Annotated in this window: 10 protein-coding genes; 1 reads left to right on the top strand and 9 read right to left on the bottom strand. The window is 37.2% G+C overall.

Annotated features, from left to right (window positions below; translation table 11 throughout):
• Nucleotides 1–957 (top strand): glycerophosphodiester phosphodiesterase family protein (locus tag AC1WHX_RS06035; RefSeq protein WP_481228991.1); only part of this gene is annotated, 957 nt, incomplete at its 5' end.
• A gap of 140 nt (nt 958–1,097) precedes the next feature.
• On the opposite strand, the gene AC1WHX_RS06030 is transcribed toward AC1WHX_RS06035, so the two are convergent.
• From AC1WHX_RS06030 to AC1WHX_RS05990, 9 genes are all read right to left on the bottom strand, one after another.
• On the bottom strand, nt 1,098–2,294 hold the full coding sequence (locus tag AC1WHX_RS06030; RefSeq protein WP_302545395.1) for a saccharopine dehydrogenase family protein: 1,197 nt from the start codon (nt 2,292–2,294) through the stop codon (nt 1,098–1,100).
• A gap of 193 nt (nt 2,295–2,487) precedes the next feature.
• Nucleotides 2,488–3,405 carry a CDP-alcohol phosphatidyltransferase family protein gene (locus AC1WHX_RS06025; RefSeq protein WP_122337874.1) on the bottom strand — a complete coding sequence of 306 codons (918 nt, stop codon included), beginning with the start codon at nt 3,403–3,405 and terminating at the stop codon, nt 2,488–2,490.
• A 651-nt stretch (nt 3,406–4,056) separates the two neighbouring features.
• Nucleotides 4,057–5,148: a 4-hydroxythreonine-4-phosphate dehydrogenase PdxA gene (gene pdxA, locus AC1WHX_RS06020; protein WP_481228989.1), complete on the bottom strand. Its 1,092-nt coding sequence runs from the start codon at nt 5,146–5,148 to the stop codon at nt 4,057–4,059.
• 125 nt (nt 5,149–5,273) lie between these two features.
• Nucleotides 5,274–6,311, bottom strand: a complete 1,038-nt coding sequence (rlmN, locus tag AC1WHX_RS06015; protein ID WP_022390662.1) for a dual-specificity RNA methyltransferase RlmN — start codon at nt 6,309–6,311, stop codon at nt 5,274–5,276.
• A gap of 134 nt (nt 6,312–6,445) precedes the next feature.
• A complete protein-coding gene (locus tag AC1WHX_RS06010) occupies nt 6,446–8,578 on the bottom strand; it encodes a peptidylprolyl isomerase (protein ID WP_122337876.1) in 2,133 nt (710 codons plus the stop codon).
• A 110-nt stretch (nt 8,579–8,688) separates the two neighbouring features.
• On the bottom strand, nt 8,689–9,948 hold the full coding sequence (locus tag AC1WHX_RS06005; RefSeq protein ID WP_270213931.1) for a hemolysin family protein: 1,260 nt from the start codon (nt 9,946–9,948) through the stop codon (nt 8,689–8,691).
• Nucleotides 9,945–10,628 carry an LPS export ABC transporter periplasmic protein LptC gene (lptC, locus tag AC1WHX_RS06000; protein WP_270213930.1) on the bottom strand — a complete coding sequence of 228 codons (684 nt, stop codon included), beginning with the start codon at nt 10,626–10,628 and terminating at the stop codon, nt 9,945–9,947. The genes AC1WHX_RS06005 and lptC overlap by 4 nt, the downstream gene beginning before the upstream one ends.
• Before the next feature lie 154 nt (nt 10,629–10,782).
• Complete coding sequence (gene bamG / locus AC1WHX_RS05995; RefSeq protein WP_122337878.1) at nt 10,783–12,030, bottom strand: BamG family beta-barrel-assembly machinery protein; 1,248 nt, start codon at nt 12,028–12,030, stop codon at nt 10,783–10,785.
• On the bottom strand, nt 12,017–12,745 hold the full coding sequence (locus AC1WHX_RS05990; protein ID WP_031258515.1) for a type III pantothenate kinase: 729 nt from the start codon (nt 12,743–12,745) through the stop codon (nt 12,017–12,019). Before AC1WHX_RS05990 ends, bamG begins: the two co-directional genes overlap by 14 nt.
• Between the last annotated feature and the right edge of the window lie 105 nt (nt 12,746–12,850).

Here is a 12,850-nt window from a genome sequence, read left to right as displayed (position 1 = left end):
CTCTTTCGGATTTTCGCTATTTTGCATTGTCTAATCGATAATTCATATTTTCAATTGATGAAAAAATATCACTTATTATTTTATCTTATACTCTTAAATCTTACCGTTACGGCCAATAATCGGACAGAAGCATTATTGTCTATTCTAAAAAGCAATAAACCCGATTATATTTTTGTCGTTGCTCATCGGGGTGATTGGAGACATGCCCCGGAAAACTCTATTGCAGCAATCAAAAGTGCTATATCGATAGGAGCAGATATGGTCGAGATAGATATACAAAAGACTAAAGACGGAGATTTTGTCTTAATGCACGACAATAGTATAGATCGCACGACAAACGGAAAAGGATATATAAATAACTATACGGTAAAAGAACTCAAGAACTTCAAGCTACGTTACAATAGCGGAGAGCTCTCTAAGGAAACTATCCCGACTTTAAAAGAGGCATTATCAGCCTGTAAAGGGAAAATTCTTGTCAATATTGATAAAGGTGAGAATTATTTATCAGACATTGAACCCATTATAAAAGAAGCCGGGATGGAAAACTACATCATTTTAAAAGGACGCGGTTCTGTGAATGATGTAAAAAAGAAATTGTCTCTGTACAAAAATATTATATATATGCCTATTGTCGATTTAGATACATCCGGAGCTATTCCATATATCGATTCTTTTTTAAAAGATTTTCAGCCGATAGCAATGGAAATAGGTTTTAAAACCGATGATTTCGAGCAATTATCTTATATCGATAAGATAGCCGAATCGAATTGTCGGATATGGATCAATACCTTATGGGAAAGTCTATGCGGAGGACATGATGATGAAAAAGCAGTCAATGATCCGGATAATAGTTGGGGATGGGTTCTGAAAAATAAAGCAACAATAATTCAGACTGATCGTCCTCAAGAACTAATAACTTATTTAAAACAAAAAGGGCTACGAAAAATAGATTGGTAACTGTCTCTCATCAAAATCTCGAAAGTAATAAAAAAGGTTTATACAAAGATCGAACAGGCTCTAAAAATAATATTGTCATTCCGGTATCTTCTCCAGAATGACAATAATTCAATATATAATCGTTCAAAAACGAATGTCAATCAGACTTCCAAGTCTTCATTAAATATTTCATGCCAAGGCAATCCTTGCTTGTTCAACTGTTCCATAAACGGATCGGGATCGAATTCCTCTACATTATAGACTCCGGGCTTTTTCCACAGACCTTTTAAGAACATCATTGCACCTATCATAGCCGGAACTCCAGTAGTGTAACTGACTCCTTGTGCTCCCGTTTCGAGATAAGCAGCATGATGGCTACAATTATTATAGACATAATAGGTCATCTCTTTACCTTCTTTATCAATACCCTTAATACGACAGCCGATAGATGTTTCACCTACATAATTTTCACCGAGCTCTCCAGGATTAGGAAGCACTGCTTTCAAAAATTGTATCGGAACAATTTCCACCCCATTATACATAATAGGATCGATACGCGCCATTCCTATATTTTGAATTACTCTTAAATGAGTCAGATATTCCTGTCCGAAAGTCATCCAGAAACGCGCACGTTTCAATGTCGGATAATTTTTCACCAACGACTCCAATTCTTCATGGTAAATCACATACGATTCTTTCGGACCTATATTCGGGTAATTCAGCGGTTTATGAATTTCATGAGGCTCTGTATAAATCCATTTGCCGTTTTCATAATATTTTCCCTTTTGCGTAACCTCCCGAATATTAATTTCCGGATTAAAGTTTGTCGCAAAAGCTTTACCATGATCTCCGGCATTGCAATCGACAATATCCAGATAGTGCATTTCTTTAAAATAATGCTTTGCGGCATAAGCCGTATATACACCCGATACACCCGGATCAAAACCGCAACCCAGAATAGCTGTCAATCCCGCCTTTTTGAAACGTTCCTGATATGCCCATTGCCACTTATATTCAAATTTAGCTTCATCAAGCGGCTCATAATTTGCCGTATCCAAATAATTTACACCGCAAGCTAAACAAGCATCCATAATCGTCAAATCCTGATAAGGAAGTGCAACATTAATTACAATATCCGGCTTATGCGTATTGAATAACTTTATCAATTCGTTTACATTATCGGCATCTACCTGATCTGTGATTATCCGGTCACTACCGATTGCCTCTGCAATAGCATCGCATTTCGATTTCGTCCGGCTTGCCAACACTATTTCTGTAAAAACATCCGGATTTTGCGCTACTTTATGAGCAACTACCGTACCTACTCCGCCGGCTCCTATAATTAAAACTTTTCCCATCCTTAATACTTTACTTTATTTCGGTTAAATATTTGTCGGACACTCAATTTATTCCGATCCGTAAACTTTCCACAAAGATACGACTTTTTAAAAAGATACAAAGCCACATATATTAAGATTCTTAAAAGCAATTTTTTAAACACACTTCTATACCTAACGAACGAACTCTTTGGTTGTGTTTAAAATCTGAAAGCTATATTCGATTCAACTTTTCAATAAAATAACGGCAAACTTTTTCATGTCTGTATATCAGGTAGAACAATATTGCATTCAATATCGTAAGTTCGAACAGAAAATAAATCCACAGAGCATCAAACAAAACAGCAATAAACAAGGTAATAATACGTATATTAAAAGATAACATACCACTATACATCATCAACGGAAGACTTTTTTCTTCGAATTGTATCCTCAACCAATCCGGAATATCATTGCCAAACCGTTTCTTTAATAACCGACGCAACTCTTGCATATCCGGAGTAAATCTTTCTTGATAAACCATATATTGAAGATAGAAAGACAAAAAAAATTTCCTATAAAAATCAGCCTTCCAACTCAATCGTTTATACTTCAAGTGCAATTGCGTCTTATATTCAAATTCACAAACTAATTCTTTCCGTGAAAAAAGATAATAAAAATTACGATAATAATCGATAGCAGAAGCTTGCCTAAAATGAAAATATCCAGTAATCAAGGCTAAAAAAAAGACAGAAAAATCCCAACCTGAATTCATCAAACGTAAACATAACGCCATATAAACAGAAACAGACCAGGCACACCCGCTCAAATGATCTAAAATCCGTCCTAACCGAGAATAACGTCCGATCATTCGTGCTAATTGTCCGTCCGTACAATCCAAAAGATGTGTGCAAAACAATAATAATATTCCAATTATATTATACCATATATCCTCAAAATATAAAAAGAATCCTGAAGATATTCCCAATAATATGGAAACAACTGTAATAGTATTGGGCAACAAGCCTAACTTATGGAAAAACAAAGCACAACGGTATCCGACAGGACGAAAAAACAATAAATCTACAGGATCAGTGTCGATCGGTTTCAATGCTGCCTCAAACATAATGTTCTGATGTCTGTTTTGTTTCATATCCCTCCCTTCGTAGCACAGTTATACACCGTACACAATAATTCTATTTAAATGCAACTGACAAGAGTGTCCGATTTAAACACGATATAATAAACATCTACAAATACAGGTCTTCTCAATATTCTTATCTACAACAAAATTTCTATTTCCATCTTTTCCAAGACCTCCCTTATTTATATATGTAACCGTTCGACTCCATTTTTGTTTTGGAGACTATCTAATTTTTCCAATAAAAATACTATCAGGTCATCTTTGCGCTTTCTTCCGGTCTGTTTTCCCTTCTTCACTCATCAGATAGCCCGCTATCCTCCTCATAAAAACGACAAAACATACTCGAAAAAACTCCAAAACCTTACCCGAGCAAAATTCAGATTGGCTCTGAAGGAATATTCTTTTAATCAAAACAATCTCTGAATTTCACACATCTATCAGTTCTCTATTAACAAAAGAATTATTAACTAATGATATTGTAGATTTTATCTGTCCGAAAATATAAACACATTTCCCCCCCCCTCCCTGCTATCGCCTCTAAATACTTATGAAAGCAATAACAAGCTATCTAACAAATAAAAAACAGGAAAAGAGTTTGAAAAAATCTGACAAAATATTACCCCTATCAGGAAGGTTGAGACTCCAGACAAATCACTCCTTCTAAGGAGCATTAAGATCAAGAACTTCATTGTCTCCACTTTTATCAAAATATTGACGACGAAGAGGATTAGCTTTCATTTGACGATAATTATTGCGACAAGCAAAAACATCTAATGCCAAGTAAAGAGCATGCCGGAACGACTCTTCCGAAGCTTTATTCTCTCCGGCAATATCATACGCTGTACCATGGGCCGGCGAAGTGCGTATAAAAGGTAGCCCGGCAGTATAATTTACGCCATCTTCCATCGCTAAAGTCTTAAACGGAGCAAGCCCTTGGTCATGGTACATAGCCAAAACACCATCGAACTTAGAAAAATGACCTGAACCAAAGAAACCATCAGCTGCATAAGGCCCGAAACAAAGAATATCCATTTCTTCGGCCTCTTTCAATGCCGGAATAATAATCTCTTTTTCTTCATTTCCAAGAAGTCCGTCTTCTCCGGCATGCGGGTTCAATGACAAAACCGCAATACGAGGCTTTACAATACCGAAGTCTTGCTTTAAACAGTGATTGAAAATACGCAATTTCTGTACAATATCCGATTTGGTAATCCGAGAAGGTACTTCAGATAAAGGAATGTGCCCTGTCACTAAAGCTACACGCAAAATGTCATTCAATAATATCATTAAAGATTTTTTGCCTTTTCCTAATTTTTTCTCCAAATATTCGGTATGCCCGGGAAACTCAAATTTATCGGACTGGATCGTATGTTTATTAATAGGCGCTGTCACCAACACATCTATTAACCCGTTTTCTAAGTCATTCGTAGCACTCTCCAAAGCCCGGTAAGCCGCTTCACCTGCCTGAGCCGTTGGTCTTGACAATTCGACTTTTACTTCTTCATCGATACAGTTGATCATATTCAACTTCATGTCCGAAATCTGCTCGGCATTGGTAATAATATTGAAATTAATAGTCGGCAAATCCAATGCCTTACGATGATAGGCCGCCACTTTCGAAGAGCCATATACCACAGGGGTACACATTTCTGTTATACGAGGGTCTGACAATGTTTTCAAAATAACTTCATATCCGACTCCATTTATATCACCTTGAGTAATTCCTACCTTGATCTTATAATCTTGTTCCATGAGTTTTTATTCTTTATATAAAACAGACAAATACTATTTTAGATTATACTTGCCTAATTCAATGCTCTAAGATAAGCAATTATTTTAACATAATATCTCTACACGGTCATAATATATAAGCTCTTTCAGCATTTATTGCCGATCTCGCCTTTCTTTGCAGTCGATAACATTCCGCAGGCAGCGAATATATCTTCACCTCGCGATGTACGTATCGTACAAGTAAATCCCTTGCGATTCAAATAATCCCTGAAAATAACCATATCCGATTCAACTGACGTTTTAAGGTTTACTCCCGGAATTGCATGAAAACGAATCAAATTTATCCGACAATCCAATCCTTTTAACAATTTTGCCAGTGCCTCCGCATGTTTAAGGGAATCATTAAAACCACTGAACATGATATATTCGAATGACAGCCTGCGCTGATGACTGAAGTCATAATTCCGGAGCAGTGATATTATATCTGCAATAGGATATGCTTTCTGTACAGGCATAATAGACAAGCGTTCCTCCGGAAAAGGGTTATGCAAACTTACAGCCAAATGACAATCCGTTTCTTCTAAAAAACGGGTCAAGTTTCGTTTTACTCCGATCGTAGAAACTGTTATTCTCTTCGGACTCCAAGCAAATCCCCATTTTGCAGTCAAAATTGTTAAAGCCGTCATTACTTCATCCAAATTGTCCAAGGGCTCTCCCATCCCCATAAATACCAAATTTGTCAACTTGGCACTTTCCGGTATAGAAATAATCTGATTCATAATTTCACGAACTGTAAGCTGGGAATTGAACCCTTGCTTACCGGTCATACAAAAATAACAATTCATCTTACATCCTACCTGAGATGACACACATAGCGTCGCCCTATCCCGATCAGGAATATATACAGACTCGACAAAGTTTCCGGAAGTCGTTTTAAAAAGATATTTGACAGTACCGTCCACCGAACGCATTTCCTCCACGGGCACAGAATAGCCTATCTCATACTCAGCTGCGAGACGTTCACGATTCTGTTTAGATAAATTTGTCATTTCATCTATATTCCGAACCCGTTTTTCATATAGCCATGCAGCAATCTGCCCAGCTGTAAAACGGGGCATTCCCATACGGGCAACGATCCCGTTAAGTTCATCTAATGTTTTCCCTGCCAAATATTTTTTTTCCACTCGTTTCGTTATTTAGTACAAAAATAAACAAAGAGTATAAAGATCACAACGGAATATACAGAAATCTTTAATCAAAAGAATAAAACAAAAAGGGAGGACTCATCATCCTCCCTTTTTATTTTATCATCATCAATTTAGAAAAATTTTACACGGTTATTTTCTATATCGGCTTTATCCTTCATAACTTCCATAATCTGACTGGAAAGAATCGAATACATCATCTGTTCATATTTTCGTTTTTCCATTTCGGCATTCATAGGAACAGAACTTTCATCTTTCTTAGTTACAGCCAATACATACACTCCATTATTCCCCTTGACAGGACCTTGTAATTGTCCCACCGAAGCATAAGGAGCTACACCGCACAATGCCGGCTCACGGCCGATACCTGTAATTACAGAAGTGTTGAAAGTTACAAACTTAGCCGTATCGATCTTCGAACTCATAGCCGAAGCATAGGCATCAAGAGTCTTCGGTGATTTCTCAGATAATGACTTCATAATCATATCAGCCTTTTTATCAGCCAACAACTGCATTTTAAGATAGCTCTCGAGACTTTTTAACGGTGCATAACCTGCAGGGGTTACATTCGTAAGAGCTGCTACCAGAAACTTATTTTCTATATTGAAAATTTCTGAAATATCACCTTTATCCGATTTATAAGCCCATTTCACGATTTCACGCCCGTCGTTCAACATACCTACGCTAATATCTTCAGGAGTCAACTCAACCGTATTCAAGGAGAAACCTTTATCCTTTGCATTTTTCTCGAATGATTCTAATTTCCCGTTTTCAGCGATATAAGAACTTACCTTGTTATATAATGTGCTATAAGTCTCTGAACTCGGACGTACCTTTAGAACCAATTGTGCCACCTTAGCCTTAGGAACAGAAGCTGTACGCTCAGTTACCTGCATAATATGCTGTCCATACGGCGTTTCCACAGTAAAATATCCTGATCCTCCATTAAAAACAGAAGAAACGAATTTCTGTCCGAATTGTACAGCAGAAGTTTCTGTCAACCAGCCGAGATCACCACCATTAGCAGCAGAATTCTGATCTACCGAGAATTGTTTTGCCAAAGCAGCAAAATCTCCGCCGTTTTTCAAAACAGTCAAAACACTGTCCATCTGATCTTTAACTTTTGCATCTGCCTGAAGAGGGAACATAATATGACGTACCTTCACTGAGTCAGGAGCTACGCTCTTACCTATCAAACGATACATTTTATATGACTCATCTTCAAAAACAGGACCATAAACTTCATTTATTTGAGCTGTTTCTGCAAATTTTTTCATTTCCGGATCCATGTCTCTCTGAGCAACGTATGCGTCTACATAAGGAACATCCGTATTAAAACTCAACATTCCGGCAATATCGTCTGTCGTAGAAAAATTTTCTTTAAGGTTATTAATCTTTTCTTCGGTCATCTTATAATCACCTTCACTCGGAACTATATCTACTGCAAAGAATTTTACTTCACGCTTTTCATCCTGCTTAAAGTTTTCTTTCTGCTTGTTGTATAGATTTTTCAACTCAGATTCGCTGATAACTACCGTAGAATCGGGTATAGAAGTATAAGATTGTTCTGCATACGCAAAATCTACACTATTTTTAGCACCGTTATAAGCAGCTTCCAAATCGAGCTTATTCGGAGCCATAGATTTTGACAACAAAGTAAAATATTTTCCGACCAGCTGTTGTTGTTTCACTGTCTTTTCAATATTTAACCAAGCCTCGCGTCGAGCTTTGAGCTGTTGTGCCATTTCTCCATTAAGATTCGACTCATCCTCATTAAGGACCACTTGCAAGAAATTCAACAACAAGTCTTTATTAAAAACTCCGGTTTGAGGATCGGTAAATTGTTGTTTTACCATAGGCACGATATTATCTCCCTGCAACAAATCGGCCAACTCTTCTTTAGATACCGTAAGGCCCAATTCGGCAGTAGCATCCGTTAACAAAATATCCTGCACCATCTGATCATATACTTCCTTGTTTATACGAGAAGCTGCACCTTCGGGAAGAGACATGCCATATTGTCTTCTATACATATTCTGCATCTCTTCGGTACGAGTCTGAACTTGTGCCTGAAATTCTTCCGGAGTAATTTTTTTACCGTTAACTACCGCTATTTTATTGCGGTTCATGTTAAAGAAAGTATGACCTGAATTTAAAAGGTCTCCCACGATAAAAGCCAGTAAAGCCACCCCGATCACTCCGACAAGAAGGCCGGCTTTACCTCTGATTTTTTGTAACGTAGCCATTTATTAGATTGTGTTTTTAGTTTTATATTTTTTTAAATTATTTTCCAAGTAAGTGCACGAAGATACGAAAAAAAGCATTTACAAACATATCGTAAAGTCAAAAATTTCCTTTAGTTCTCAATTTTCATTTTCACCAACTCTATTTTGGTTCTATTTCCTTTTAATATCTCAAATTTATAATTCTCTATTTCAATCGTTTCTCCGGGCTTAGGTATCGTTTTATAATGATAAAGAATATATCCGGCAATTGTCATATACTCATCAGACTCGGGTAACCCTATATCAAAAAGCTCATTAATCTTTTCTATTTCGACACGTCCTGAGAACTCATAACAGTTTTCTCCGGTTCTCCGTGCAATATAATTCAACGTATCGTGCTCGTCTTCAATATCTCCGAATATTTCCTCAACCAGATCTTCAAGCGTCACAATACCGGCAGTTCCGCCAAACTCGTCCACAACGACAGCGATACTTTTTTTCTGTTGCATCAAATTTTTCATTAATTTCTGAGCGGTCATCGTCTCCGGAACTAACAATATAGGCTTAATATAAGACTTCCAATCTGCTGCTTGTTTAAACATTTCGGAAGAATGTATATAACCCAATACATTATCAATATTATCTCTATAAACCAAAATTTTAGAAAGTCCGGTTTCAATAAATAGAGCAACCAAATCCTTCTCCGATGACATATCGATATCAACCGCTACAATCTCTGTACGGGGAATCATACATTCACGAATGCGTAAATTAGAAAAGTCCAAAGCATTCTGAAAAATTTTAACTTCTGTATCGACTTCTGCTTCTCCCTGCGACTTATCTATACTTTGTTGAATAAAAAAATCAAGATCGACCTTACTCATAGTCCCATCATCCCCCGACCGATCGATGCGAACCCCTCCTATCTTTAAGATTCCGAATGAAAGCAATGATGTAAATTTCGCAATCGGATACAGCAACAGATAAAAAACATAAAGCGGTATGGCAAAAACTTTTAATGATAAGTTAGGATTAATCCGAAAAATAGTTTTAGGCAGAAATTCGGCTGTCAGAAGAACGATCAATGTCGATACGACAGTTTGTCCCAATATAATAAATATCTCCTGATCCCAAATAAAGGAGAATACCGGAGAGAGCAAATCGGCCATACCGATGCCATAAATGACCAACGCGATGTTATTGCCGACAAGCATCGTAGAAATGAACTCTTCCTGATGATGATAGAATAAATTAAGAATACGCCCAAGAAGCGTCTTTTTCTTCATATCCAATTCAAAACGGACCTTATTTGAAGATACAAATGCAATTTCTATGCCCGAAAAAAATGCAGACAACAGCAATGGAATAATTATCATAAAGACCGTAGTCATGATTTTCCTCCTTTCTTTTGCGGTGCATAACGACGAGCATTCGTATCTCTCACATTTTTTAAACTGTCCGATTCACCCCGCTGTTCTTCGGCAGGCGATTTCATTGGAAAAATTCCGGTTGTCCGACGTATCGTGTACTGAGTCATAGGTTCATTAGAAACAAAACCGATCCCTTCTATTATGCGATCCACTTTTTCAATATGAATGGCACTATCCGAATATATCTCACGTTTTTTTTGATCCCAGAAAAGTAACTCGGTAAAGAATCTTTCATCCTGCAAATTAGCCATCTTTACATTCCCCCTGAGTTCCCAAAGCTGCTTATATTTATAAAAAATAGCTGAATCTCCCATAATAAAAGCATCTACATGAAAATTCTCATCGAATTTTTCCACATAAATTCCTTGCGGAAATAACCAATACGGTTCTTTCGCATTTTCAAACATCAACCATTCTTTAGCCTTGATACGATAACGAGTAATTCCCGAATCCGAAATCAATGTCGTTACATCGAAACTACTTAACGAGGGAACTTTATGCGGATCTGAAAAGGCTTTAACCACTTCATTTTTTACTTTCTTATCACAGGAACTAAAAAAAACGGACATTAAGATAAATGCCACTGCAAACGCAATACCGGTAAGCGGAAATCCTAATAAAGTTCTGCGAATCGTATTCATTCTGTTTTTCGGTTCTTTATATTAAAGGCAAAATTAAATATTTAGTTACAGAGCCGCAATTAATATCTCTCTTTTTATTGTTTTTATAAAAAAACAGAAAGAGATGTTATTCTTTTTATCGAACAACATCTCTCTGTATTTTGTAAAACAACGGTTATTCAAATTTCCGTTTAAAGAACCAAAGTTCATTAAAGGTAAGACTCAATGAAACTCTTAAAAAGTTTTCACGAATAAATGATGTCGGCGTAGATTGCCTATTTAAATATTCCAAAGAAAGGTTCAATATAGATTTATCTCGTCTTACTGGAAATCCGAAACCGCAAGTAATCCCATATTCATCTATATCACATCCCTTGACTTTGAGATAAGAATGATTATAAAATGCCCCTAACCGATAACGCATACGCTTCATATAATTCCCCGACATCGGATTTGGCAAAAACTCCGCACCAATGGCCACTTTTAAACGATTGTTCAAACTGTCTTTCACTCCGTCATACCTCACACTGCTCCAATCCTGAAAAGTGACATCAGCTCCTACAGTCAATCGTTCATCCCATACATAGGTAAAACCTGCACCTATGGAGGTAGGAAGAGAATATCTCGATTTTATACTCGATGAATCTGATCTCGATACAGAAGTCGACCCGGAAGTTGTAGAATAAATTTCCTCATAAGTATAAGTACGGCCGAGCAATTTTTTCTCTGGAGTATAAACCGCCCCTACGGTAATCCGGTTTTTCTTATTTATATTGTGCGTATATTGTAACCCGAACTCAACTCGAAAATCCGAAACATGCAATTTTTTCAAGAAAATACTTCCGATCGTATTATCCTTAGGCAACAAAGTCGTGGTATGCTCTATATTTCCAAAAAGATATGACACATTAGCCCCGAGATAAAGGCCTTTATAGATATGTCCGCTCAATCCGATAAAAGCCTGACTGATACCACCTTCCCCGACTTGTGTATAAGAACCGTTCGGAATCGAACCGCCAAAACTGTATCCTACCGAAGAGAATGGTGTCAATCCGGCACTTCCCGCCATATGACGCCCCAATGGGAACTGCAAAGCGACATAATCTAAGTTTCCGTTTACTTCAGATTCTTTCAAGGAATTTTCTTTCATCCATGTATTTTGCAAACTGACTCCTATGTCGAAAAGAAATGTTAAAGAATCCATCGCTGCATACGAAGCCGGATTCTTTATATTAATCTGTCGTCCACTTTGAAATCCATATCCGACTCCGCCCATTCCTCGATTCGCACCGACCGCATTATCTTCCAGAATACCATACCCGTAACGTGAATACGGAGAATTCGTGTTATTCTGTGCCAAACTACTCATTCCCCCTAACAAGGACAACGCTATTAAGACAATAGATATTTTATTTTTCAGCATTATAATAAAGTATTCTGTTTAATCCTTTTAATACAATATTTTTATCCACAAATATGGGAGTTTTTAATCTTTCAGCCAATAAAAAAGCATCGCCGCCCGTTAAAAAAACCAAAAGATCCGGATATATAGCCTTAAGCTCCCTTATATAACCTTCCATTTCAAATAAAACTCCCTGTATTACTCCAGCACGTATCGCAGTTTCCGTATCCGTACCCATAAGCGAAAAATCTCCGACTTTCTCAATCAAAGGCAGTTTTCCGGTAAAATGATTCAATGCTTTCAACCGCATCCTGATACCCGGAGCAATATTTCCTCCGATAAACACTCCTCGTTTCAGCAATAAATCATATGTAATCGCCGTACCGGCATCGATTATCAATATATCGCAATCCGGTTTTTCATAAAAAGCGCCTACCACCCCTGCAATCCTGTCCCGTCCCAATGTCGTCGGTGTCCCGTATTCGATTTTTACAGGTATAGGAGTGTCTGCATCTAAAAAACAAAACCGGGATATTCTTTCCTGCAGATAGTCCAAAAAACAAAAAGGGACATCAACCACTGAAGAATAAATACACGACGTAACCCGATATTTATCAAGCAAAGTATCAACAAGCCGCTTATCCGGCTTTACAACAGTCATTACATATTCTAACTTATCTTGACAAAATAAAGCAACTTTTGTCGTCGTATTTCCCTGATCTATGATTAGATTCACATTTGCAAATTTTGGACAAAGGTATAAAAATAGCTCAATCGCTTTCGAGGAAATCCTAATAATTTCCTTTTTTTTCACGCTTTTTAAAAATGCACACTCTTGACC

The organism is Coprobacter sp. (assembly GCF_982436375.1).
Note: the sequence above shows the minus strand (reverse complement) of the source record. Positions and strands in the feature narration are given on the sequence as shown.

Excerpts from the sequence above, each read along its gene's own strand:
- pdxA (WP_481228989.1), bottom strand. The coding sequence starts at position 5,148 with ATGGAACAAGATTATAAGATCAAGGTAGGAATTACTCAAGGTGATATA.
- AC1WHX_RS06025 (WP_122337874.1), bottom strand. The coding sequence starts at position 3,405 with ATGAAACAAAACAGACATCAGAACATTATGTTTGAGGCAGCATTGAAA.
- lptC (WP_270213930.1), bottom strand. The coding sequence starts at position 10,628 with ATGAATACGATTCGCAGAACTTTATTAGGATTTCCGCTTACCGGTATT.
- bamG (WP_122337878.1), bottom strand. The coding sequence starts at position 12,030 with ATGCTGAAAAATAAAATATCTATTGTCTTAATAGCGTTGTCCTTGTTA.
- AC1WHX_RS06030 (WP_302545395.1), bottom strand. The coding sequence starts at position 2,294 with ATGGGAAAAGTTTTAATTATAGGAGCCGGCGGAGTAGGTACGGTAGTT.
- AC1WHX_RS06010 (WP_122337876.1), bottom strand. The coding sequence starts at position 8,578 with ATGGCTACGTTACAAAAAATCAGAGGTAAAGCCGGCCTTCTTGTCGGA.
- AC1WHX_RS06005 (WP_270213931.1), bottom strand. The coding sequence starts at position 9,948 with ATGACTACGGTCTTTATGATAATTATTCCATTGCTGTTGTCTGCATTT.